Source organism: uncultured Gilvimarinus sp. (assembly GCF_963972205.1).
Lineage (GTDB): Bacteria > Pseudomonadota > Gammaproteobacteria > Pseudomonadales > Cellvibrionaceae > Gilvimarinus > Gilvimarinus japonicus.
On sequence record NZ_CAXAUC010000001.1, the window covers coordinates 180,587 to 203,589 of the forward strand.

Annotated in this window: 20 protein-coding genes and 1 tRNA gene; 11 read left to right on the forward strand and 10 right to left on the reverse strand. The window is 49.3% G+C overall.

Annotated elements, in window-relative coordinates; all coding sequences use genetic code 11:
- Nucleotides 1-12 precede the first annotated feature (12 nt).
- Both AACY82_RS00775 and AACY82_RS00780 read right to left on the reverse strand, forming a co-directional pair.
- Nucleotides 13-549 (reverse strand): rhodanese-like domain-containing protein, encoded by a 537-nt coding sequence (locus AACY82_RS00775; RefSeq protein WP_339614850.1) that lies wholly within the window; start codon nucleotides 547-549, stop codon nucleotides 13-15.
- 32 nt (nucleotides 550-581) lie between these two features.
- Nucleotides 582-887 carry a metalloregulator ArsR/SmtB family transcription factor gene (locus AACY82_RS00780; protein ID WP_339614851.1) on the reverse strand — a complete coding sequence of 102 codons (306 nt, stop codon included), beginning with the start codon at nucleotides 885-887 and terminating at the stop codon, nucleotides 582-584.
- Between the two features lie 165 nt (nucleotides 888-1,052).
- Between AACY82_RS00780 and waaC the strand changes: the two genes are divergently transcribed.
- From waaC to AACY82_RS00810, 6 genes are all read left to right on the forward strand, one after another.
- Nucleotides 1,053-2,096, forward strand: a complete 1,044-nt coding sequence (waaC, locus tag AACY82_RS00785; RefSeq protein ID WP_339614852.1) for a lipopolysaccharide heptosyltransferase I — start codon at nucleotides 1,053-1,055, stop codon at nucleotides 2,094-2,096.
- Nucleotides 2,097-2,110: 14 nt separating this feature from the next.
- A complete protein-coding gene (gltX, locus tag AACY82_RS00790; protein ID WP_339614853.1) occupies nucleotides 2,111-3,607 on the forward strand; it encodes a glutamate--tRNA ligase in 1,497 nt (498 codons plus the stop codon).
- Nucleotides 3,608-4,126: 519 nt separating this feature from the next.
- A tRNA-Ala gene (locus AACY82_RS00795) sits at nucleotides 4,127-4,202 on the forward strand.
- Nucleotides 4,203-4,531: 329 nt separating this feature from the next.
- A complete protein-coding gene (locus tag AACY82_RS00800) occupies nucleotides 4,532-6,541 on the forward strand; it encodes an N-6 DNA methylase (protein ID WP_339614854.1) in 2,010 nt (669 codons plus the stop codon).
- Entirely contained in the window at nucleotides 6,538-7,956 is a 1,419-nt protein-coding gene (locus AACY82_RS00805; RefSeq protein WP_339614855.1) for a restriction endonuclease subunit S, read from the forward strand. The genes AACY82_RS00800 and AACY82_RS00805 overlap by 4 nt, the downstream gene beginning before the upstream one ends.
- Nucleotides 7,956-8,744, forward strand: coding sequence for a hypothetical protein (locus tag AACY82_RS00810; protein WP_339614856.1), 789 nt, complete (start codon nucleotides 7,956-7,958; stop codon nucleotides 8,742-8,744). The genes AACY82_RS00805 and AACY82_RS00810 overlap by 1 nt, the downstream gene beginning before the upstream one ends.
- An 18-nt stretch (nucleotides 8,745-8,762) precedes the next feature.
- On the opposite strand, the gene AACY82_RS00815 is transcribed toward AACY82_RS00810, so the two are convergent.
- The 4 genes from AACY82_RS00815 to AACY82_RS00830 form a co-directional block, all read right to left on the reverse strand.
- Complete coding sequence (locus AACY82_RS00815) at nucleotides 8,763-10,421, reverse strand: replication endonuclease (RefSeq protein WP_339614857.1); 1,659 nt, start codon at nucleotides 10,419-10,421, stop codon at nucleotides 8,763-8,765.
- A 724-nt stretch (nucleotides 10,422-11,145) separates the two neighbouring features.
- Nucleotides 11,146-11,616, reverse strand: coding sequence for a hypothetical protein (locus AACY82_RS00820; RefSeq protein ID WP_339614858.1), 471 nt, complete (start codon nucleotides 11,614-11,616; stop codon nucleotides 11,146-11,148).
- A 163-nt stretch (nucleotides 11,617-11,779) separates the two neighbouring features.
- A complete protein-coding gene (locus AACY82_RS00825; RefSeq protein WP_339614859.1) occupies nucleotides 11,780-12,670 on the reverse strand; it encodes a hypothetical protein in 891 nt (296 codons plus the stop codon).
- An 18-nt stretch (nucleotides 12,671-12,688) separates the two neighbouring features.
- Nucleotides 12,689-13,933: a site-specific integrase gene (locus tag AACY82_RS00830; protein WP_339614860.1), complete on the reverse strand. Its 1,245-nt coding sequence runs from the start codon at nucleotides 13,931-13,933 to the stop codon at nucleotides 12,689-12,691.
- Between the two features lie 1,119 nt (nucleotides 13,934-15,052).
- Here AACY82_RS00830 and AACY82_RS00835 point away from each other — a divergent pair.
- The 4 genes from AACY82_RS00835 (at nucleotide 15,053) to AACY82_RS00850 (ending at nucleotide 18,912) form a co-directional block, all read left to right on the forward strand.
- Nucleotides 15,053-16,423, forward strand: coding sequence for a glycosyltransferase family 2 protein (locus tag AACY82_RS00835; protein WP_339614861.1), 1,371 nt, complete (start codon nucleotides 15,053-15,055; stop codon nucleotides 16,421-16,423).
- Nucleotides 16,424-16,853: 430 nt separating this feature from the next.
- Nucleotides 16,854-17,294 (forward strand): FdtA/QdtA family cupin domain-containing protein, encoded by a 441-nt coding sequence (locus AACY82_RS00840; RefSeq protein ID WP_339614862.1) that lies wholly within the window; start codon nucleotides 16,854-16,856, stop codon nucleotides 17,292-17,294.
- Between the two features lie 5 nt (nucleotides 17,295-17,299).
- On the forward strand, nucleotides 17,300-17,557 hold the full coding sequence (locus AACY82_RS00845; protein ID WP_339614863.1) for a glycosyltransferase: 258 nt from the start codon (nucleotides 17,300-17,302) through the stop codon (nucleotides 17,555-17,557).
- A 152-nt stretch (nucleotides 17,558-17,709) separates the two neighbouring features.
- Nucleotides 17,710-18,912: an FAD-dependent oxidoreductase gene (locus AACY82_RS00850; RefSeq protein ID WP_339614865.1), complete on the forward strand. Its 1,203-nt coding sequence runs from the start codon at nucleotides 17,710-17,712 to the stop codon at nucleotides 18,910-18,912.
- A gap of 164 nt (nucleotides 18,913-19,076) precedes the next feature.
- On the opposite strand, the gene AACY82_RS00855 is transcribed toward AACY82_RS00850, so the two are convergent.
- Nucleotides 19,077-19,439 carry a YajD family HNH nuclease gene (locus tag AACY82_RS00855; RefSeq protein WP_339614866.1) on the reverse strand — a complete coding sequence of 121 codons (363 nt, stop codon included), beginning with the start codon at nucleotides 19,437-19,439 and terminating at the stop codon, nucleotides 19,077-19,079.
- 267 nt (nucleotides 19,440-19,706) lie between these two features.
- Between AACY82_RS00855 and AACY82_RS00860 the strand changes: the two genes are divergently transcribed.
- Nucleotides 19,707-20,114, forward strand: coding sequence for a hypothetical protein (locus AACY82_RS00860; RefSeq protein WP_339614867.1), 408 nt, complete (start codon nucleotides 19,707-19,709; stop codon nucleotides 20,112-20,114).
- 360 nt (nucleotides 20,115-20,474) lie between these two features.
- Here AACY82_RS00860 and AACY82_RS00865 read toward each other — a convergent pair whose 3' ends face one another.
- The 3 genes from AACY82_RS00865 to AACY82_RS00875 all read right to left on the reverse strand — a co-directional run bounded on the left by AACY82_RS00865 (nucleotide 20,475) and on the right by AACY82_RS00875 (nucleotide 22,972).
- The gene (locus tag AACY82_RS00865) at nucleotides 20,475-21,488 is read right to left on the reverse strand and encodes an outer membrane beta-barrel protein (RefSeq protein ID WP_339614868.1); all 1,014 of its coding nucleotides are present in this window, start codon (nucleotides 21,486-21,488) and stop codon (nucleotides 20,475-20,477) included.
- Between the two features lie 456 nt (nucleotides 21,489-21,944).
- On the reverse strand, nucleotides 21,945-22,328 hold the full coding sequence (locus AACY82_RS00870) for a DUF4112 domain-containing protein (protein ID WP_339614869.1): 384 nt from the start codon (nucleotides 22,326-22,328) through the stop codon (nucleotides 21,945-21,947).
- On the reverse strand, nucleotides 22,325-22,972 hold the full coding sequence (locus AACY82_RS00875) for a DsbA family oxidoreductase (protein ID WP_339614870.1): 648 nt from the start codon (nucleotides 22,970-22,972) through the stop codon (nucleotides 22,325-22,327). Before AACY82_RS00875 ends, AACY82_RS00870 begins: the two co-directional genes overlap by 4 nt.
- Nucleotides 22,973-23,003: the final 31 nt, after the last annotated feature.

Sequence of the window (23,003 nt, forward strand, 5' to 3'; positions counted from 1 at the left end):
AAAAGCTCCACATTACCCCCGTTGGTTCCAGCTCATCCGCGCCAGCAGCATGCCCATGGCGCAGGTGTCGGTGATGCCGGCAAACACCAGGCCCGCCCCCACAAAGCCCGATAGGGCGTAAAAAATGGGGTTGAGCAGGGCGCCTAAAATAACCCCCACCAATACCAAGCTGCCGGCGGTGATGCGCACCTGGCGCTCCAGCGAAATTACATTGCTGCTACCTTTTTGCAGTGGCGCATTGTCGTGCTGGCTTAGGGCATTCACCCCGCCGGTGACAATTATCAGTGGTTCGTTCACTTTACCTGCCAGGCTTTTCGCGGCCATTTCGGCGCGTTTGCCGCTTTGGCACATCAGGTAAATGGGCTTGCCTTGCTGGCCTTGGGCGGCCATTTCGGATTTAACCCGCTCGGCGGTAATTTCCTGTACCGGAATAAAAATGCTGCCGGGTACATGGTTGCCGGCCACCTCAGCCGGGGTGCGTACATCCAGTACACAGCAATCTGGGTGCTGGTTTAAAAATTCTTGTGCGGTGGCGGTTTTGTGATTCATGGTTAATCTCCGGTAAGTGCACTTAGTGAGCCCTAGGGGCAATAAATGCTCTGTAATACTTCAATAATCCGCACGGCGGCATCGCCGTTTAGGCGGTAGAACATCTTTTGTGAATCCCGCCGGGTGGCGACCAGCTCGGCCTCGCGCAGGGCGGCCAGGTGTTGCGACAGGGCAGACTGCGACAGCGGCACCTGAGCATTCAGATCGCTGACGCTCATCTCGCCGTTAATCAGGGCACACAAAATCATCAGGCGCTTTTCATTGGCCAGCATTTTTAAAAAGCCCGCCGCCTGACTGGCGTTCGCTTGTAGTTGTTCGGGTGTCATGGGCTGGCTCATGTTTATCCCTCCTTGCCTTTATAATATTAGATAAATCTAAAATAGCAATAGCTAAATTAGATTTATCTAATGTTTTGGGTTAAGTTTTTATCCCTTCTCGGATGGGGCGCCAGTTAACGGCCTGTTAAGGTACAATGCGCGCAGTTTTTCAGTGGCTGGACGGATATGCGGGTATTAATTGTTAAATTGAGCTCTATGGGTGACCTGGTGCAAACGCTGCCCGCTATCAGCGATGCGGTGCGTGCCATTCCCGGTATCCGGTTTGATTGGGCAGTGGATGAAGCCTTTGCCGAGGTACCTACGTGGCATCCGGCGGTCGAGCGCACCATCGTATCCGCCCACCGGCGCTGGAAGCGCAGCGTCAAAACCGCTTGGCAGTCGGGCGAGTTAAAGGCCTACTGGCGTAAGTTGCGCGAACGCGAGTACGATTTAGTGCTGGATGCGCAAACGAGCTTTAAAAGCGCTACGGTGGCCCGTATGGCGCGCGGTTTACGCGCGGGGCCCGATGCCGACTCGGTGCGCGAGAAGGGCGCCCATCTGTTTTACCAGCGCCGTTTTAAAGTGGCGCAAGATATTCTGGCGGTGGATCGCTGGCGAGATTTATTTGCCGCCGGGCTCGGGTATCCGCGCCCTCAAACCGCGCCCGAGTTTGGTTTGCAGGATAAAGCCTGGCCCGCGCAAACCGTTACCCATAGGCCGTATATAGTAGCCGTAACCAACGCCAGCTGGCCCACTAAGTGCCTGCCCAATACAAGCTGGCAGGGCTTGATTAAGCACGCTGCAGCGGCGGGTTTAGAGGTGTTGCTCCCGTGGGGTTCGCCCACCGAGCGCGAAACCGCCGAGGCTATTGCGCGCGACCACGCCAATGCTAAAGTACTCGAGCGTATGAGCCTGACCGAACTTGCCGGGCTTTTACACACAAGCCAAGGGGCAGTGTGTAATGATACTGGCCTGGCCCACATTGCCGCCGCGCTTAATGTGCCTACGGTAACCGCGTATGGCCCGACGGACCCTGCGCTGATTGGTGCCACCGGCCCGCGCTCGAGCCACATTGTAGCGCCTGGCTACCTGTGTGAGCAGTGCGGTAAGCGTTTATGCCGTCACCCGGACGCCAGCACAACAACGGATTTTGTGGGCAACCGCCCACGCACACTGGCCGCCATTACCGGCGACCAACTGTGGCAAGCACTTACCCAAATTCAGAACTGATACAAGAGACACTTATGACCGTTCGCACTCGTATTGCTCCGTCGCCCACCGGCGACCCCCACGTTGGCACCGCTTATATTGCGCTGTTTAACCAATGCTTTGCCCGCCAGCACGGCGGCCAGTTTATTTTGCGCATTGAAGATACCGACCAAACCCGCAGCACGCCAGAATCCGAGCAAGCGATTCTCGACAGCCTGCGCTGGTTAGGCATCGACTGGGACGAAGGGCCGGATGTTGGCGGCGAGCATGGCCCCTACCGCCAGAGCGAGCGCATGGGTATTTACAAACAATACGCCGATGAGTTGATTGAAAAAGGTCACGCCTTTTACTGCTTTGCCACCAGCGAAGAGCTGGATGAAATGCGCCGCGAGCAACAAGCCCGTGGCGAGACGCCTAAGTATGACGGCCGTGGCTTAAAACTTAGCGAGGCTGAGGTGCAATCCAAGCTCGCCGCCGGCGAGCCCTACGTGGTGCGTATGAAACTGCCGGAAGAGGGCGTGTGTGTTATCGATGACATGCTGCGCGGCAACATCGAGATCGAATGGTCGCAAGTGGATATGCAAGTGCTGCTAAAAGCCGACGGCATGCCCACTTACCATCTGGCGAACGTGGTAGACGATCACCTGATGGGTATCACCCACGTGATTCGCGGCGAAGAGTGGATTAACTCTGCCCCCAAACACTTAAAACTGTACGAATACTTTGGCTGGCAGGCACCGGTACTGTGCCACCTGCCGCTGCTGCGCAACCCGGATAAATCCAAGCTCAGCAAGCGCAAAAACCCCACCAGTATTTTGTACTACCAGCGCGCCGGTTACCTGCCCGAGGCGGTGCTTAATTACTTAGGCCGCATGGGCTGGTCTATGCCTGACGAGCGCGAGAAATTTACCCTTGCCGATATGCAGGCCAATTTTGACATTACCCGCGTCAGTTTGGGTGGGCCTATCTTTGATGTGGAGAAACTCAGCTGGCTCAATGGCCTGTGGATACGTGAAGACTTAAATACCGAGCAACTGGCCGACCGTCTGAGCGAGTGGGCGCTAAACCGCGACAACCTATTAAAAGTGTTGCCACACGCCCAGTCGCGTATGGAAACTCTGGGCGACTTTATGCCTTTGGTGGCGTTTTTAGCCTCGGGCCAGTTGCCGCTGACCGAAGCGCACTTTGCCGAAAACCGCCTACCTATGGACGAGCAAAAGCAACTGCTGCAGTTTGCTCTGTGGCGCTTAGAGGCGCTGCGTGTGTGGGAGCGCGATGAAATTTTTAACGCGCTTAAGGAGCTGGCCGGGCAAATGGATATCAAGCTCAAAGACTTTTTGGCCCCTATCTTTATCGCCATCGCCGGCACCACGGCGTCTTTTTCGGTGATGGACTCGATGACTCTGTTAGGCCCGGATATGAGCCGCGCAAGACTGCGTCAGGCGATTAATATTTGGGGTGAAGTGGGAAAGAAGCAGCTTAAAAAGCTTGAGAAAGCCTATGCGGCTTTGGGGAGTAATCCGGAGGATTAATGGTATTTGCCGGGGAGCGTTGCTCTCCGGCTGTTTAGGGCACATGGATGTGCCGGTTTCTTTTCTGCTTTACTTCTCTGTTCCTCGTTTGATTTCTTTTAAGAGTTTTCTCCGTACTTCTCGCCCTCTATCGCCGGGCGGGCGAAGCACTTTTCTGCTTGTCCAGCAAAGTACTCAAAAGAGGACACCCCGGCGTCTGGCCCTTCGGGTGCCCTCGCTCCAGCCGATTTTTGAGGGCCGTATCGACAGGCCTTCCGTGGCCTGGCGATACTTGCGCACGCGTCCATGCGTGCTTACCCACAAAAATAGGCCTGCGCTCGGCTCATTCGCAGGGGCCCCGTGGGGTGCCGGATTCGGATTTAATGGCTGGAAAGCCGACAAAAACACGCATCTTGTAGTTTGTTGTTGGAAAATTCGTCACTTCGTACAATCACTGGTCAGGCTGGCTAACTTGCTGAAATTTATTGACAAAAGGTGTTGACAGATTTCCGATTCGAGCCTAATATGCGCACCTCTTTCGGGGCCTTAGCTCAGCTGGGAGAGCGCAACACTGGCAGTGTTGAGGTCAGCGGTTCGATCCCGCTAGGCTCCACCAAAAAACGTTGTTAAATCAACGACTTAGAAGCCCGCTTAATCGCGGGCTTTTTTGTGTCTGAAATTTAAGTCCATATTAAGTCCATTATCTTAGAGTGATTCAAGCAAAGGCGGTGCTTGAGCGATTTTGGTCCTCTTATCCCAATGCAAAGGCTTTGTTTTGTTGGTAGTCCTTGATTCGTGCTTAAACAAGAAGTTATTGAATATGCTTCAGAGGTTTTCCTGTGCTGAAGGGGAGAGCAAACCAAAAAGAAGGTAGTAGCTTGCTAGCTTAAAATTACGATGTATGATGTGCTTCTCTATAGAAACTAGGCTCTAAGGATTGCTGTCGTGGCAGACGTAAAAAAACAAAGCGAATTTAATGAGTATGTACTCTTCTCTGAAGTCGAGAATCGAGCACTTGATGTACGTAGCTTTCAAAAAGAGGTGAGGGGTAAGCAAGTAACTTATGTTGAATGTCTTGTGAGAGGTAAAGATGTTCAGCTAAAACCCGAGGAAAGAAATAGGCAGCTTTGGCTAGCTAGGTTAATCGATGGTTTTGGATATAGTGTATCCCGAATTGCTGTAGAGTATCCTATAACCTTTGGTCGTGATTCATCCAAAAGAGCTGATATTGTCGTCTTTGATGAGAATCGGCCGACCGTACCTTATATAGTTATCGAAGTTAAACAAAAAAAATACAAGGATGGAAAGGAGCAACTCCGTTCTTACGCCCATGCTACTGGAGCGCCGCTTGCAGTTTGGAGTGATGGTATTCTTGCCGAGGTTTGGCATAGAAAAAATCCCAATTACTTCATGCCTATTCATGAGCTCCCTCGGTCAGATCAAACTATTGAGCAGGTGGTAGATCAGCCGTGGACCATCCAAACATTGATTGATCTCGAAAACGAAAGAATCAAAGAAGGGAAGTTTGCCAGGTCATTACGCGACCTAATTGAGGATATGGAAGACGAGGTTCTCGCAAATGCTGGGGTCGACGTTTTTGAAGAAGTCTTTAAGCTGATATTTACTAAGCTTTACGATGAGATGGTTTCGCATAGGCGCGAGACTGCTCTTCGTTTTCGAAATCAGAATACTGCCGCTCAGCTCAAAGATGCAATTCAGTATCTTTTCGATGAAGCCAAAAAAAAATGGAATGGTGTCTTTCTTGAAGATGAGCGTATTCGCCTATCCGCAGATCATCTTCAGGTATGTGTTGGTTCATTGGAAGAATGGAAGCTATTTAATTCGAACCTTGATGTGATCGATGATGCATTCGAGTACCTTGTTTCTAAGTCTTCGAAAGGTGAAAAAGGTCAGTATTTTACGCCTCGTTGGGTGATCGACATGTGTGTCATGATGATGAATCCAAAGGAGGGGGATACAGTAATTGACACTGCTTGTGGTTCGGCGGGTTTCACGGTTCACAGTATGTTCCATGTTTGGCGACAGATAATCAAGGAAATGGGAAAAGAGGAAAGCCACCTATTTACCATGGACGAAAAGCCTGCACGGTGTATTGATTATGTCCGTGAGAATGTGTTTGCAATAGATTTTGATGAAAAAAGTGTTCGAGTTTCCCGTTGTTTGAATCTGATTGCCGGTGATGGAGAAACAAATGTTCTACATCTAAATACACTAGATTTCACTAAATGGGATGAAACCGTTAAGCAGGATGAATGGCAGGACACATACGGCTCGGGGTGGAGACGATTGCGAAAATTACGAGAAAGTTCTCGCCAGAAGGGTTACAGAAATTTTTCCTTTGATGTCTTGATGGCAAACCCTCCGTTTGCAGGTGATATTAGGCAGTCTGATATGCTATCGCCCTATGATCTTGCGCATAATATAAAATCAAAAAAGATTGAGCGGGCAGTGGCGAGAGACTTATTGTTCATAGAACGAAATTTGGACTTCTTGAAGCCTGGCGGTCGAATGGCAGTTGTATTGCCTCAGGGAAGATTCAATAATTCAACAGACCAGCGTGTTCGTGAATTTATTATGGAGCGTTGCAGAATATTGGGGGTTGTCGGGCTCCATCCGAATAGTTTCAAACCGCACACCAACACTAAAACCAGCGTACTATTTGTCCAAAAGTGGAATGAAGATCCAGCTGTTGGGCCTCTGTGCTCCAAGGTCGATGATTATAATATTTTCTTTGCAACACAGCAGACAGAGAGTGTTGATAACTCTGGTCGAAAAATATATCGGAAGAATGAAGATGGTACATATTTGCGTGACACGCACGGACATTTTGTTGTAAGCCATGATCTATTTAATCACGATGGGTTGACGGAGGACGGGATTGCAGAGGCGTTTGTAGAGTTTGCACGCAAGGAGAAGTTTAGTTTTTTTCTATGAGCCCCTTCAGCAAAGATCGTTTAAATGATCTGTTGAAGGGGCGTGAAATATCCATTGTTTCAGTGAAAGACCTGCAAGAAGAGAATCCTAAATTAAGGTTCGATTCGCAGTTTCAGAGTAGGGAATCGTTAGATGCAATCAATAAAATTGCTTCTTTCGACCATTTTCGGATTTCAGATTTATCAATTGCCCCACTTAAGGGGAGGAGCATTAGTTACTCTGAAAATGGAGATTTCCCAGTGATTCGGTCTGGCGATATCTCGAATAGTTTTCAAGCAGGTTCATTGTTGCGAAGCTCAGATAGGGAGTCAGCCTTTTATGTTAAAAAAAGCGATGTTTTGATATCGTCAATAGGTCAAGGCTCAATTGGTAAAATTCAACTTTTCCGAGAAGATGGAGAATTTGCCACAGTTTCTGAAGTTACAGTTCTCCGGGTGAAAGGGTACTCTCCTGCATGTGTCGCTGCATTTCTTTCTGGGCATTATGGCCAAGCTCAGATCCATAGATATGTAACCGGCGCTACAGGGCAGCTACATTTGTATCCGAAAGATGTTGATCGAATTCTAATACCAAAGTTTACTGCTGAATTTCAGGATCGTATTTCACGCCTATATGACAGACAGGAGGTTTTGTATAGATCAAGTATAACCTCCCAGGCTCGGGCAGAGTCGAAAATCTTAGAGGCGCTTGGATTGGTTGATTGGAGTCCTCTAGAGCAGTTGAGCTTCACTGGGAGAGCTAGTGATGTGTTTGATGCAAATAGGATTGACGCTCAGTATTTTAGGCCGCTTTTTGTTGAGGTTGAAGAGAAGCTAAAGGCTACAAATTCAGCTGTTATGCTTGGTAGCGTTCTTTCTTTGAATGCTCGGGGCCGACAACCAAAATATTCTGAGAAGGGGCTGCCAGTTATTAACTCGAAACATGTGCGTACCAATCGTGTTGTTTTGTCGGGAAACAGAGTCGCTATTGAAAAAGGTTCCCCTGTGATGATTGAGCATGGTGATGTTTTACTTAATGGAACTGGTGAAGGTACTTTGGGGCGCGCTGCCCCATATCTTCATTCCGCAAAAGCGTTACCTGATAATCATGTAACGGTTTTGCGGTCTAATTTGGTTGATTCAGTTTATCTATCTGTTTTTCTAAATAGTCCGTTAGGGCAGTGGCAAATTGAGAGGCATATAAAGGGATCTTCGGGCCAGATTGAGCTATACCCAAATGATATTGATAAGATACTGATTTGGAATGCGCCTGAAGCTCTCCAGAAGTCAGTTAGAAGAGAAATACTTTCTGCCTTTGAGGAAACAAAGAAGGCAAGTGAGTTGCTCCTTTCTGCTGAGCGGGCAGTTGATACGGCGATTGAGGGCGGTGAAGTCGCTGCAATGAATTATCTAGATTCTATTGAGGGAACTACGTAATGGCTCTACCTTCTCATGCTAAGGACTGGATGAATAGGGCCGAGATTGACTATATAGGTCCCTTTGTCAAAGCTTGGGCTGCCTTCAATGCTTGGTTTCGAGACGCCTCGGGGCATAGTCAAGAACGGGCGATGTTGAATTGGGTGAAGGACCAGCCAAACGCAGTTCGCCGGAGCCTTCTACCTCTTCTACGAGAGGATAATGAAACCGCAGACGCATTCGCATTTCAGCAAGCAGTGTCGGATTTGCAGCAGAAGCTTGATGCTATTCATTTGGAGGTTATGCGAAAAGGGGTGCGCGAGCGGGTCTCATTGCGGACAGTTTGTATTAATCCTCAGTACAGAAACCAAGAACAGATCGAGCACAGGAGTCATCGGTTTGTAGTGTGCCGTATCGCTGGCGGCAATATTGAAGTGAAGGTCACATCAATTAGGACTGGTCAGGTAAAGTTCCATGAAACGCAAGAAATGTATGATCCAGCATCTTTCTATACTCTTCCTCAGTTTCAGTATCTGTCAGACGATCAGCAGGCTAAATTGAGGCGGGTTTACGATTCATTCAATCCTCGACCAATGACCGACTTGTTGCGAAACGGTGCCCCTCCCTTACAGATTGCTGCTGTTGAATTTCGTTGCACAGATGAAGATTTATTTTACGGGTTGATCGAAACGATCTACGCCATGAGGAATGCTCTTCTTCATGGGGAGGTTGAGCCTGACCCTACTGTTTTAACATGTTATGAACCTGCGTACCGTTTAATCATGCATTTTCTTGGCTGTGTGAGGTAGGTTTAAGGTTTCGTACACTTATTGACAGAACTCCAAGGGAGGGGCGTTCGCCCCTCCTGAAGAAGAAAACAGCGCGGTCGCGCTAGTATTAAAACTTTCCTTTCGTTTGATTTCCCACGTCCTAAAGCGTGTCTGAATAAATTCAGATGTTCTGTAAATCAGGCCAATAAGCTGTTTGGCAGCTTCCTCGTATCGGCTGGGTTTGTCTTTAACAATCTCAAACGGGCGTATAGGCTGATCTTTACGGGCGATAATAGGCCCACCAAATAGCTCGGTAAACGCTTGCCAGTCGCCAGTATCTGCCGCGTCTGCTATCTGCCGTAGGTGATCGTCGCTAAGGCCTTCTAATGCGGTCTCTTTCTTGTCCCCAGCGGTAAGGCGGCGTAGCTCGCGCCATACCGTGACGGGTGGGCCGCCTATTTGCTGAAACTGACGAATCTTCCACGCAGAGGCCCAAGCCCGTATGCGGCCAGCGCTTTTTACGGCGTCTTGTCCGTATAGGTCGGCGTCTAACTTCGCGCCATCGATACTTTTAGAGATGTACTTGGCGATATAGCCTGCTGCCGTTCCCTTTTTTTGGTCGATATATTCAACCTTAATACGGTGTGTTTCTGCGCCGGCTTCGCTGCCGTCGATCTGAAGGGCGTAATGGGTAAGAGTGTCGATTAATGCCTGTTTTTTTTCTGGCTCAATAAACAGCAGCATATGCCAGTGAGGGCAACCATCATGGTGTGGCTCTACGACGCGGAATCCATAAGGGGCGATATTGTCCCGCTTTAGCTTTGCCCGTACTTTGCGCCATTGGCCGTTGAAATAGCTTTGTGCATCGGCTGGAGTTAGGCTTTGATACTTAGGGTTAGAGACGCAAGGCTTTGATAGAAAGCTATGGTACTTGGAGGGTGCCGTAAGGGTAACAAACACGCCTTTATGGCCGCGAGCTTTACCTATAGCTTCAAAACCAGCAATGCGGGTCATTAACTCATTGCGTCGATTAACGGGGTTAGATACCCCGCGCTCGGCAATATCCAATAGCGTGAATGATTGGCCTAAGTCGTTTTCGGCTACGTACTGAGCCAATACATCTTTGTTGCGAGCCGCTTGCGCAAACTTCCGCTTTACGCAATTGTGGCTGGCGTAGATCCCTGCCACCTTATTAACTTGGCCCATCTCGATTTGGACAGTTTCCATTTTAATGTCTTGCAGCTTGCGAAGCTTTTGTCGCCACCACAGGTCACACTTAACCCGAGCTATAGCCCCTGCTATTTCTTCTTGGCTGGCTTCAAAGGGATTATCTAGGGGGAACGTCAGCCCTCGGTGCTCTAGGTAATCTATAGCTAGTTGTATGACCGTTTTTGAGCTGCCACGGCGGACTTTTCGAATGATGAGTTTCTCTAAATTGTGAGAATGCCACTTGGCAAAATCCCTTAGCTCATCATCGGGGCAGGAGAGGTACAAGCTATCGCTACCTGATCCAAGCTTTAGGTAATCATCTGTACGCAAAAGCATCAAGTTAGCCTCTACATGGCTTTTAGCTTTTGCCAGTCGGCAATAGTGGTGTGCTAGGTTGGTACAAATAGATGGGTGATGACCTAATAGGCGACGCCTATAGTCCGCACAGCTCTCGGTACCGATACCCTCGGTTAGCTTTAACGCCTTTTCCAGAGAAAACAGAAGCATACTAAAGCGGCCTATAGGTAAGCGCTTGAGCTATAGGGAAGCAGCCAAGGTGCGGCGCTGGAGCGTTCAGGTGCACAAGAAGACCTATAGGCCAGATTTGACCTATAGGTATAGCGAGAGCCGCTGCAAGCATTAAAGCGGCTAATGGAATATATGGCCTATAGCGCATAACGTGTTAGCCGGTAGCCTTTAGGCTAATCTGCCCAAGGTGGTCTAACTTTTGTTGGCTATCTAGCCATGAGTCCAGATCTTCGCGTAGGTAGCGAACGGAGCGCCCAATCTTGATAAATGGCGGGGCAGGGGTGCGCTTATCGCGCTTGCCGTCCATTCGCGCTTGGCGCAGAAAAGACCGGCTCATGCAGATGTATAGGGCCGCCTCAACTTCTGACAGAGAGCGCGGTAATACGGTTTGTTATTCTGTGTTCATTGTGTGCCTCAACGAATTACTTGGTTCGATGGGGGCACTATGCAGGAGTGATAGTAGTGATTTATGTGCTGGTTTAAAATTTACGTATTTGATAACGTATTTGTTTAAACTGCTTTGTTTCAAACCTCAAAACGTGACGAAGTTAAGTCGACGTTAGTGGATTCTTTAGAGTTTGGGTATACAGAAGGGAAGATTTCAAGGTCGATCAAAACCCTCGGTTGGGGTACAGACATACCCCAGTCGGGCTTATAATCCGATTCTAGTGATGAATCTTAAGTTTGTACTAGGTTTGAATTTTCATTCCTTTAGAGTGGAATACTTTCGTTCAATTAATGTGTGGATTACTCTTGCCAGCTCATATTCCTTCTCTGCTTCAATCCAACTTTCTAAGGTGACAGGAATACATACTACAACTGCTATGACGGCACCTAAAACGGAAGCCTCATGGCCGTTGCCGGCCAATAAATTTAAACCTGTATAAATGGCTGCTATTGACGAGGCAAGTATCAATAGAAAGCAAAAATAGTCACTTTCCTCTATGAGCCAACGAAACACTTTAAACCTGTGCTTAATCGCTACAATGTAGAACCCTAGAACGTTGCCCATGAGAAAGCCAGAGGAAAGGTTCCATATGTACGGCTTATCTCCTCCATCATGTCCTATTCTTAATAGCACAAGGAATAAAATTAGGAGGCTCGTAAAATAAACAGATAGAGCGAATTTCCGCTTTTTAACTTCTTTGTAAGAAAAAATTTTATCTAAATCCATATGACATCCATTTTGAGGTTAGAGGTTGGTGAGTTGTCAGGCTGAACATAGTTCGTGACAGACTTAAAAGTTTTCGGGCGAAATATGCGTGTGCCCAAACTTAAGCTAGAGTAAACACCGATGTTTATCAAATACAGATTGGGCTATACGCGAAAAAATGTACTTATAATATTGAATGTTGTCTTCGTAATTTACTCATTGTGGAGTTGAGTGAGCTATAGCTAAAGGCGGTCTTATCGCCTCGCGGTGTTTTCCACAGTAGGTCAGCATAGGTGGCATCAACCAAAATCCCTTCAGTATCATAGGCGGGGTTATCACTTTCGAAGTCTTCTCTAATTAGTTTCCAAACGCCTTTCGCTGATATTTTAGGATTATTCGATAATATTCTGTAAATAAGAGCGTGCAACTCATGGTTGATAATAGGGATGTTTGGTTTGGTGGTGTTAGCCTCTATACGTGGCTTTTCCTTGAGCTTATTAAGCTCAGAAGCGGCTAGCCTTATAGCTTCTGGCTTGATTTTGAAGTGTGGGAAATTTAAAACACGTTTCATTTTATTTTCTACGCCTGCCATTCGACCTGTCTTGGAGATGGTTTCCATTTGCTCGGTTAGACGCGTTAATTGGTCGCTTACATCGAACGTTTCTTTAGGCAGGGAGACCGCATATAAATTATCACCGTTCAAGGATTCAAACTCGCGCCCCTGCCATTTGTAGATTGGCGGTTCAGGGAGCTCGAATTTCCAAGGGTTAGAGCTGTTCCATTGGCTCACGCGAACGGGTTCAAGAATCTTGGCGGGAATTCTAGAAACTTCGAGTTCTACACCATCGAGCAAAGGCGCTAGTATATCGAGCGGGTATGCCACATGCCCTGTATAGGTGAAGGACGCTCTGCCTATCCAGTTGCCCTTGGCGTCAGCCGTTAGGTATAGCAGATTGGCATTTTTTAGCAGTATGGAAGCTGAAGCTTCACTAACGATTATTTTATGAATTAACTCTGATTTGAGTATTCCGAGTTTTTGAGCGGTTTCTTCAAGCGTGTACCATGGGCCTTGCATAGACTATCCTAATTGTCGTTATCCAATAAGCGCGACAGCATCTGCTTTATGATCTGGGGCCAAATGCGCATATCTAAGAGTTGTATTCAGGCTGGCATGGCCGCAAAGCTCGCGTACGGTGTTTAGGGGCACTCCACGCATAACCAGCTTAGATGCGAAATCGTGGCGCATATCATGCCATCTAAATTGAGTGATTCCAGCCTTTTTTAAAATCGTTGTCCACGAGCTTTTGACATTATCCAGCCTGCCGCCATCGTCAGCCGGAAATACACGGGCCTCATTTAATCCGCATTGGCCGCGCCACTTCCCCAACACCTCCCGAGCTAATGGGCTTAATGGTATATGTCGGGTTTTGCTGGATTTGGCCGTAGCGCCGTTAACCGTTATCACATTGTTTATTAGGTCAACCTCAGACCACATTAAATCGAACTGTTCGCCCCGGCGCATTCCGGTTTTCAGGGAGAGCGTAATCATAGGCGTCATACGGTCAGCGTAGGCGAGGTGTGATAAATCTGGCAAAAGAGGGTAATCCCTTTCTGCTCGGTGTTCGTTGCCTCGCGCCCGAGCTTTTTTAAGCTCATCGTCGCGCTCTTTTAGCGCGGCTAGTAGCTTGAACTCTTCATCGCTAGACAAGTAACGGGCTTTGCGGCCTTCGTCCACCTTTAGGTTTTTGAGCCGTTTCAGCGGATGCTCTTCCAGCACCTCCCACTCTACCGCTTTGGTTATCACACCGCGCAAAGCATTGACGCATCGATTAACGTAAGTAGCTTTACGGTCTAGTTGTATTTTCTCGGTTCGCCAGCGTTCCATACGTTTGAGCTGAATTTGGCTCATGGGGAGCGCCAATAGGTCAGGGAAAGAAGCTTTAACGATGTTGATCGTATTTTGACCGCTCTTGTGGTTGGCCAGCGCCCACGGTTGATACTGTTCTTCGAGAAATCGCCCTAATGTGCCTTTGAGGGTTTCTTTAGCTTTTTGGCGGCCTTCAATTTTATCCGCTTGTACATCTGTACCATCTGCCACCTTGCCTGCAAGGCTGGTGGCTTTGTCTCGCGCTTGGGCGAGTGTGAGCGAAGGGCCTAGAGGGCCAATTTTGATTCTCTTGCGGCGACCGTCCGAATTTCGATAAGAGTAATAGAAGGTTTTGAGGCCCGTTGGCTGTACCCGCATTAAAAAACCTTTTAGCTCGGTATCAACAATTTCGTAAGCTTGGTCAGCTGGCTCGAAATTTCGGGTACTGAGGGTAGTCAATTTGGCTCTCATGGCGGCAATTTCATCTCTAAATTTGGACTTAATAGGAAACTTAAGTCCATATTAAGTCCAAACTGAAAGAATCGCAAAGAAAATCTATGAACCGCCATGAACAAGAGTTTATCTTTAAGTATTTGAATTTAAAGGATAAAATAGTTATATTGTGTTCATGGTTGTTCACTGGAATACATGGAAAAACACCCATTTTATACACTGGCAGTGTTGAGGTCAGCGGTTCGATCCCGCTAGGCTCCACCAAATATACAAAAAAGCCCCCTGCTCGTATGAGCAGGGGGCTTTTTTGTATATCTCGCTGAAAGCTCAGCGAGAGCGAGGTTTAGCTCCGGTTGATGTGCATGGATGCACGAATGTCGCGGGCGCATGGAGCGCAGGAGCGACCTCTAATTTGCCGGGAGCAAATTAACACGACGGAGTCGCCCGGAGGGTGGCGCACAGGGAGGTGCGTCATGCATCCCGCGTATCGTCAAAGTCCCATATCTGCATTCGAGTTACCCCATTGGACGGGGGGGGGGTTGTTTGTGGGTCTAGTTGGGTGAGACCGCTGAGGCCAGCGTGCTTGACGTGCATGGATGCACTAATGTCGCGAGCGCAGGAGCGACTTCTAATTCGCCGGGAGCGAATTAGCACGGCGAATGCCGCCCGTAGGATGGGGCACAAGGACAAGGTGAATGCCTCTAAGAGGCAGAGAGGGCGGTCTGGGCTGAGTGCCCCGTGCATCCCGCTAAGCGGGCAGTCGAAGTCCCGCGACTTCTTACAAAGCCCTTAGCAAAACCCTTTAAAAACAATAAGATCGATGAGGGGTGGTAGCTCTCGCTATAACCCGATAAATCTTCCCGCAGGCGTTGGCAGTTTTGGGGTCTATGAGAGCGAGGGTTCGCACTGGTTGACTTGAAGGGATTCATTATTGCCGGGGGTACACTGATCCCTGCGCGTTTATCCCCTAATGGACAGCCGCTCGGCTGGATTTGGGGTAATGGCGAGCCGCCGCACTCTATAGTAGGAGTTTGCGATTTCACAAGAATTTTACGGGCGAATTCAGTAGACTGTCGCAGGAATTTGCATTAACCCAGTAATAATCTACCTCCTTTTAGTTTTTATGAAAGTTATGCCATGTCTGTTTCGCCAACCGTATCGGTAATTATAGCCGCCTATAACCGCCCAAGCGTGGTTAGTACCGCGATCAAGAGCGTTCTGAACTCAGATTTTCAAGATTTTGAGCTGATCGTTGTAGGCGATGGTTGCAATCAAGAGACGGAGGAGGCGATTTGTGCCTTTACTGATCCTCGTATTCTCTTTTGCAACCTGCCTGAAAATACCGGTCATCAATCCGCCCCACATAATAAGGGCATCGAAATGGCTAGTGGGGAATTCATCCTCTTTCTCAACCAAGATGATCTCTATTTTCCTGACCATATCTCTAGGCGTGTCGCCTTCATGCGCGAATCCAAGGCCGATATTTCTTGGTCGCCTATCCTGCTTCTGCAACGCACAGCCGCAAACCATGGGCCTGTGGATGCCCATAAAGATCGCATCGTGCTTGATGGGGCTGTGCAGGACAACAAATTCGATCCGAATGCCTTTATTATCTCATCCTGCTGGGCCGTCCGACGCGAGATCTGCTTAGACGTGGGGCCTTGGCTGCCGATCAAGAAAACGCGCCTCTCGCCTTCTCAGGAGTGGCTTTTCCGCGCCTGGAAACAAGGCTGCGATATATGCTATCACCGCGAGGCCTCGGTCTTGTGCATTCACTCTGGGGTGCGCCCTTATAGCTATATCCATGATGGATCGTTCGAGCATGAGCGTGCATGGGGGTGGATTAGCGCGGGGGCGGAAGCGCGAAGTCGTGTCTTGAACGCGGCACTCGTGGAAATGGCGGGGCGCGAATATCTATGGCGGCAAAAACTAACGCGTTTTCAAAAACCCTTGCTGTCATTCGCGCGACACATTGCGAAAAAGCTGGGCCAACACCCAGATGCGTTTCAACGGCTTATTGGGGGGCTTGGAAAAGGCGCATGGGTCAAAAGTCATACCAAATTTACCCGGGGCACTCCGCCGGTTTTAGAGGTTGGCAAACTTGTGCCGTTCTCCGCTGCTTACGCAGAAGAGCACGTGGGACTTGGCTGGCATCACTTTGAGAAAGAAGGGGCGTGGAGCGAATTTGAAACAGCCGAATTGTTTTTCTCGACAGAGCAAGACGCTCAGACAATCATCCTTTCGGGGTATCCGTTTCGGCACGACGACAAAGTGACGTTTACGCTCAACTCCGATTTGGAGCATGAGGTCTGTTTTAGCGGCAAACCCAAAAATGTCGCAATCCAGATCCCGAAAAAAGGCCGGCATCTTCTGCAGATCGAGATCGTCAACCCGACATCACCAGCCAAGCTTGGCCTGTCCGACGACACAAGAACACTTGCTTTTTGGCTGTCATCCTTCAAGGTGGCGGACAAACCTGTATCGGTGGTTACTCCCAAGCCAAGCTAATGGGTCATAACAAAGCAGTAGTTGATTTTTACGGGTTGTTACTTTAGCTGGGGGGCGGCAATGGGTATCAATGACTTCCTTGGCCGAATCATGGTTTATGGTGGGCGAGCAGATAAATATGCTGAATTTTCATTGGTAATGGCGTAAAGAATTGGCAAATTTGTCGATGGCCTGCGAGTTACGTAATGTGGTATAACACGACTCGAATTACATCTTAATGATAAGTCGTTAATGCTGGGTCGGAAATGAAGCCTGATGACCGGTCGTTTTCAGGCTTATTGTACTGCTTGGTATTGGATTTGTTCCTGTAGTCCGATCAAAGTTCCCCGCCCACGAAGCAGGTGGGTTGTGTGATGAAGCGGCATCTAGCCAAACGATATAATATTGGTCTTCTCTATGATCAGAAGGCCACAGAAAACGAGAGTCCGCTGTGCCTTCCGATAAAATCACGCAGATAAATGAGAGCCGGACTCCTGCGACCATTGCTCTGGCCTCTGTGGTAGACAATCGAGGTCGGTTGTTGCCAGTCGATTTTTCTGGCCTGCCATTTGCGCCTCGTCGAGTTTTCTTTGTGAGCGATGTGCCGGTCGGTCACATTCGCGGCGGTCATGGGCACCACACTGGGCATCAGTTGCTGATAGCCGCGCAAGGTGAAATTAACGTCGTCACTCGAGATAGCAGCGGGGCTGAGACACTGCACTTGCTTCGGCTAGGCAGTGTGGCGCTGCATATACCACCGGGATGCATCGCCTGGCAAAAGTATCTCAGTAAAAGTGCCAGCTTGTTGGTATTGGCCAGTAATCACTATGATCCAGCTGATTATTTCTATTCAGATTTAGCCTTGCCTGATTCGGCATGGGACGGGCCTTAACATTTATGGAGCCCCTCGCTATCGTGTGCACTCCTGTTTGGCAGGGAGAGGACGTGCTCGAACACGCGATCACTTGTGCACCAGATCAGACACTAGAAGGCATCCAGAGTATTATGACGTTGGGCCAAGCTACGGATAACACCGCCGAAATCGCCCAGGAGGCCACCGCCAGGAATTCACGAATTCGGGCGCTGATTCACGGGCCTCGAGAGGGAAAGACCCTAAGCATCAATTTGGCACTGAGTGAAATTTCCGGCGAGTGACTTTCTATCTATTTTCATAATTACGCTATCGAGCTTCATATCCTGGAGGCATTGCACGGGGTGCTGCGGTTAAGCCCGATGTCGGGTGCGCCATGCTGTGTGGCGCAGGACGCTGACTTCAGAACGACGTGCCACATAAGGGGCTCTGAATAATGAAACATATTGCTGTGCTGGGCGGAGGCATTATGGGTTGCTGCACCGCGTTGTCTCTCGCCCGTCTGGGTGCCACAGTCACACTATTTGAACAACATCCCCGGATTATGAGTGAAGCAAGCCGGTGGAATGAGGGAAAAATCCACCTTGGCTATCTGTACGCGGCATCGCGGACCCTAGATACCGCCAAAAAGGTCCTTACTGGCGGTTTGCGCTTTAAACCTATTGTCGAACAGCTCTTGGAAACCTCTATTGACTCGTGGATAACACCACAAGCCGACCATTACCTTGTTCATAAAAATAGCGTGGTTGGCCCCGATGAAATTTGGGATTATTTCGAAAGAGTCACCGATCTGGTATGCGAGCATCCGGATGTGAACGGTTACTTGCGTGATATTTCGTCATCTGACTTACGCCGCCTCTCCGCAACTGACGTGGATTTTAATTATAATGCTGAGCAAGTGCGCCTGGCGACTCGCGTGCCGGAATATTCCATAAATACCACCAGCTTTGCGGATGCCCTTGCGCGACGTGTGATGGATGATCCCTCCATCTCGGTCTTAACCGAACAAGCAGTGCAGGCCGTGGGTTCCAGCGACGAGAAATCCGAGCGCTACGCCATTCATACGGACCAAGATACCTTCACGGGGTTTGACGCCGTCGTCAATGCCTTGTGGGCGGGTCGCCCTTTGATCGACAAAACCGTCATGGGGCGCACCGACTTCACCACGCATCACCGCTATCGAGTGTCCGCGTTTCTGGAGTGCCCACTGGATCATTCTTATCACTCTTCTGCAGTGATTTGTGCCGGCCCCTTCGGTGACATTAAGCATTATGGCAATGGCCGCTATTATATTTCCTGGTACCCGGCTGGGCTGCTCGCTGAAGGGCGAAATGCGGAACCCCCCAAGACACCGCATCTGTCTGCCGGTGATGCAGATTCTATCGTCGCAAAGATAAAGGAGGGTTTAGGCGATATACTGCCCGGCGCGGCAGATATAATCAGTCAGGCGGATCGGGTCAACGTGCAAGGTGGCTGGGTCTATGCGCAGGCTTCGGGGGGATTGGACGACCCCAGCTCCAGCCTCCACCGCCGCGATAAGCTTGGCTTACTTCATCACGGCAACTATGTCTCTGTCGATACTGGAAAGTTTTCAGTTGCTCCCTATTTGGCCGAAGTCATTGCTCAGGCGCTTGTTTAATCCTGAGCAAGAGGTAGTTCAAGAAGCGGGCGCAGATTGAAACTTATGACATATTGAGCATCCTCTCGGATGGCTGGGTCAGCTGACGCTATGATGCGCTTACCTCGCACTGGTCCATCAAGCATCTTCCAGCATGGTAAAAAGTACTGTTTAACGATGCCGCCTCATTTATCTTTACCACTCAATTGTGCTTTCAAATCCGCAAACGGGTTATAGGTGGCGGGTTTGATTTTTGTCTCTGTGGTGCTGCGGTAGCGCACAAGGTTCTCAAATTTTGTATGCTCTTCGTCGTGGCAGTAAAGGCACAGTAACTCCCAGTTGCTGCCGTCAGGCGGGTTGTTGTCGTGATTGTGGTCGCGGTGGTGGACGGTTAACTCGGAAAGGTTTTTACGGGTGAATTCTCGGGTGCAGCGGCCACAAACCCATGGATAAAGCTTTAATGACTGCTCACGATAGCCTGCCGCTCTTTTGTTGTTATAGTCCAGCTGGGCGGCGCGTACTTTGTCAAAATCGCTGGGATTGCTCATAAAAACCTCATTTATGTGTAGCAGAAAGCATAAACCAAAGCGGTTATCAGAGATAGGTGGCAGGGGAATGGTTTTAGCAGGCCGAAATCGGGTGCTTAATCTGGCGCCTAACGTCTAGACTTTCCTTATATGCGTCCCGCGTGCGTGATAGCTTTCATCCCAATCTAACGCTAGTTGTATTTTTGACTTGGTGGCTATACGCCCAGATTGAAAGTTAATATTGGTTAGGGTATATTTCGGCCAATTCAAATATAAGGAAATAGCATTATGACAATCAAGAATTTGTTTAGCGGGATTTTGCCTTTAGTTGTCCTCGCCGGTTGCGCATCAACACCACCTCCACCAATTCAAGCACAGGACAAGACTATTTCACATGAAGGTCAAGATTATGTGGTAGGCGGGCAGTACGATGAACACCGAAATGTACTGCAGCTTACGGTAAATGGTGACCCTGTAATGAAAGGGAGTTTTCCTCCCTACACGCCAACATTGAATCTGGCGAGTGAGTATCAAAACATTGATATCTCAAGCTATTGTTATTTTGGGTCTGTATTAAATAACCAAGGCGGAGTTTTTGGTGCGGTAGCTGGTGCTATTCAGTCGTCTAATGCGAAATCTGGCGATAAGTGTGACATAAAGATCTCTGGCGAAAAAGTTACAAGCTTGTACTTTTAAATAATTTAGCTGGTTGCATTTCTGTTACTCGGGGAGGCTGGTAATAATAGCGTGCCAGCCTCCTGCGAGATGTAAGGCGTATCGACCGAGAGCGAAGGTCATCTTCTAATATCTTGATTAACGTGTCAGAGTCTAGGATAATCCGTGAATAGCGAGGTATAACTGACGTTTCCTGAGCTGTAATTCCCCTCCAAATGTTTATCTTTTGGTTGCTATTTCCTCCCCAAAAAGCCGCACCGCCAAGGGGCAATTTACGTTGCTACTTGATATGCGAGTGTTGTCTTTGAGGCGTTAAAGGGGGGGGGGGCGCGCACAAAAAGGCCGACCTAAAGGTCGGCCTTTTAGCATCGCTGTGCTGCTTTATTTCGGCAACTCAGTGCTGACTACTGCTTTACGATCAGCCCGGTTGGGCGACTGGCTGCTTGCTTCGGTTTCGCCTTTCCAGTCCAGGGTAATACGGCTTGCCGATACGCCTTTAGAAACCAGGTAAGCTTTAACGGCTTCTGCACGCTCTTTGGATAGCTCCATGTTGTACTCTGCCGTGCCCTCACCGTCGGCATAGCCGGTAATGGTGATGGCGGCTTGTGACGAGGCCAGTTCTTTGATTAGCTGATTTAGCGCGCCGGTGTTGCTGACTTCTGACGAGTCGAAGTCAAACTGACTGAGAACATGCACGGGTTTGGTTTCGGGCTCAACCGGTGCTGGCGCAGGCGTTGGAGCAGGGGTGTTTACCGGCTCGGCGATTGGCTCGCGGGTGGGCTTACTGGCGACATTGCCGAATTGCCACAAAACCCCAAGGGTAACGGCCTGTACGTCTGGCTGACGGCCCCAATCGCTGCCGCCAAAGTCGTTTACGTATTGGTATTGTAAGCGGGTTTGTAGGTGGTCAGTGGCTCGAAACACTAACCCGGCACCGGCGGTTTCAGTCCAGCCTTTGGCGTTGTTGGCTTGCTCGGGGAACAAGTCGCCACCGTCAATCAGGTTGGCATCGTAATATAATCCGCCGCCGCGAACGTAGGCCATCCAGCGATCGGATAGTGGCATACCCACCAATACAGACAAGTCGTAGCCTTCAATCGAGATCTCTGATTTTTTACCGTCGATATTCCATGAGGTTGCTTCCCCCAGCTCGTGATAACCGCTTTCAATGGCGAAGTAGTCGTTGAAGCGATAACCGGCAAAACCGCCATACACCTCATCGTCGTCTTCACAGGTGACGGACAGATCACGGCAGCCCGATTTAAATTCGCTGGCGCCGGTTTCACCGCCTAGATAGAACCCCGATTTTGCATAGGGAAAGTCATCGGCTTGAGCGGTGCTGCTCACAGCTAATAATATGCAGAATGCCCCGGGTAATCCGTATTTTATACTCATTTGTACCTCATGTAATAACGTTAAACTATCGTTTTTAGATCTAAATTTTACGATAGCGTTGCTCGCAGCAAGTGTGCTTCACTTTGCTGACGCAACGCTAATTATTGTGGTGGTTATAATTTTTTTGGCCGCTAGAGTTAGCGGTTGTCGGAGTGTCTGCGAAATTCGGTTATGGCCGCGTTGCAGAGTTTCACCCTTAGGTAATGATCCTTTACCGGAATCAATTACTAGACGCCATGGTATAGGGATTATCACGCATCTTGCGTGATGCCGGACTCATAAAACTCATCTTGCAAACATCGGTGGCGTTTTTTATTGAAGTATGTGTTGCATTACGCCTTTTGGGTGGGATGCTCTCTAGGTTTTTGCGTCGGGATTTTGAACCGAGCACCTTAACGCTGCGATTACTTTTTAAGCCTTTTGTATTCGCCTTGAAGGCATCGCGAGATGTATCGGCTACATGTCTCTTTCTAGATATTCTCTAAGTATCCGAGTATTGCGCGTATTTGCTTTAAAAAATGCGTCAAACACATCGCCCACCACAGGCACCAAGCCGCCGAGAAAGTCAATGGTCATATTCGCTAAAATGCGGAGCTTCACCCACCAGCTGGCGCCGGCGCGCTGGGCCTCGAACAGCACGTAGCCGGACAGTAGCAGGCCGGCTACGTCGCCCACTACGGGCAGTATGCCGATAATAGCCTCTGCACCAATTCGAACGTTGGTAAACGGGACTGCAACACTGCTGTCGGTGAGGCGGCTGAACTTATCCAGTCGCGCTAAAATGGCTTGCTGCTCGGCCTTCGAGGGTTTTGCTTTTGTCTTTTGGGTGTTGACGCTCATTCAGATTCCGCACCGATATCTTGAAATGCTTGCACCAGCGTGTCGGGCTCTTGCGCCCCCGAGATCAGGTACTTATTGTTGACGATAAACGCTGGCACGGCGGTAACCCCGGCCCGCTGGTAGGTTGCTTCGTCGTCGCGTACCGTTTGGGCATACTGGTCTGAGTCCAATACATTGCGCGCTTGTGCTGGGTCTAGGCCAATACTTGCAACGCAGTGCACTAGAACCTCATGGTCGGAAACATTGTCGGCGTTGCCGAAGTAGGCATCGAACAGAGCCTGTTTCATCTCGGTCTGCTTGCTTTGCTCGCCGGCCCATTTTACTAACCGATGAGCATCGAAGGTGTTGCAGGTGAAGCGCTCTTGTAGTTTGCTAAAGTTGACGCCGAGGTCTTTGGCAATTTGCATCATTTGATCTTGATTGGCGCGCATTTCGGCTTCGGTGCTGCCGTATTTGCGCACCAGTGCCGGCAAAATCGGCTCGCCTTTGCCGCTGTGTTCTGGGTCTAGCTCAAACGCATGCCACTGCACGTTAAACTCGTGCGTGGCTGCCAGTTGCTCCATGGCCTGCTCTAGGCGGGCGTAGCCGATTGCGCACCAAGGGCAGGCGATGTCAGAAACAATGTCTATTTGAATATTGTGCATAGAAAATCCTGTTAGTTAATTACAAGGTTCT

Excerpts from the sequence above, each read along its gene's own strand:
- waaC (WP_339614852.1), top strand. The coding sequence starts at position 1,053 with ATGCGGGTATTAATTGTTAAATTGAGCTCTATGGGTGACCTGGTGCAA.
- AACY82_RS00805 (WP_339614855.1), top strand. The coding sequence starts at position 6,538 with ATGAGCCCCTTCAGCAAAGATCGTTTAAATGATCTGTTGAAGGGGCGT.
- AACY82_RS00835 (WP_339614861.1), top strand. The coding sequence starts at position 15,053 with ATGTCTGTTTCGCCAACCGTATCGGTAATTATAGCCGCCTATAACCGC.
- AACY82_RS00810 (WP_339614856.1), top strand. The coding sequence starts at position 7,956 with ATGGCTCTACCTTCTCATGCTAAGGACTGGATGAATAGGGCCGAGATT.
- AACY82_RS00845 (WP_339614863.1), top strand. The coding sequence starts at position 17,300 with ATGGAGCCCCTCGCTATCGTGTGCACTCCTGTTTGGCAGGGAGAGGAC.
- AACY82_RS00780 (WP_339614851.1), bottom strand. The coding sequence starts at position 887 with ATGAGCCAGCCCATGACACCCGAACAACTACAAGCGAACGCCAGTCAG.
- AACY82_RS00870 (WP_339614869.1), bottom strand. The coding sequence starts at position 22,328 with ATGAGCGTCAACACCCAAAAGACAAAAGCAAAACCCTCGAAGGCCGAG.
- AACY82_RS00820 (WP_339614858.1), bottom strand. The coding sequence starts at position 11,616 with ATGGATTTAGATAAAATTTTTTCTTACAAAGAAGTTAAAAAGCGGAAA.
- AACY82_RS00865 (WP_339614868.1), bottom strand. The coding sequence starts at position 21,488 with ATGAGTATAAAATACGGATTACCCGGGGCATTCTGCATATTATTAGCT.
- AACY82_RS00815 (WP_339614857.1), bottom strand. The coding sequence starts at position 10,421 with ATGCTTCTGTTTTCTCTGGAAAAGGCGTTAAAGCTAACCGAGGGTATC.
- gltX (WP_339614853.1), top strand. The coding sequence starts at position 2,111 with ATGACCGTTCGCACTCGTATTGCTCCGTCGCCCACCGGCGACCCCCAC.
- AACY82_RS00850 (WP_339614865.1), top strand. The coding sequence starts at position 17,710 with ATGAAACATATTGCTGTGCTGGGCGGAGGCATTATGGGTTGCTGCACC.
- AACY82_RS00875 (WP_339614870.1), bottom strand. The coding sequence starts at position 22,972 with ATGCACAATATTCAAATAGACATTGTTTCTGACATCGCCTGCCCTTGG.
- AACY82_RS00775 (WP_339614850.1), bottom strand. The coding sequence starts at position 549 with ATGAATCACAAAACCGCCACCGCACAAGAATTTTTAAACCAGCACCCA.
- AACY82_RS00825 (WP_339614859.1), bottom strand. The coding sequence starts at position 12,670 with ATGCAAGGCCCATGGTACACGCTTGAAGAAACCGCTCAAAAACTCGGA.
- AACY82_RS00830 (WP_339614860.1), bottom strand. The coding sequence starts at position 13,933 with ATGAGAGCCAAATTGACTACCCTCAGTACCCGAAATTTCGAGCCAGCT.
- AACY82_RS00855 (WP_339614866.1), bottom strand. The coding sequence starts at position 19,439 with ATGAGCAATCCCAGCGATTTTGACAAAGTACGCGCCGCCCAGCTGGAC.
- AACY82_RS00860 (WP_339614867.1), top strand. The coding sequence starts at position 19,707 with ATGACAATCAAGAATTTGTTTAGCGGGATTTTGCCTTTAGTTGTCCTC.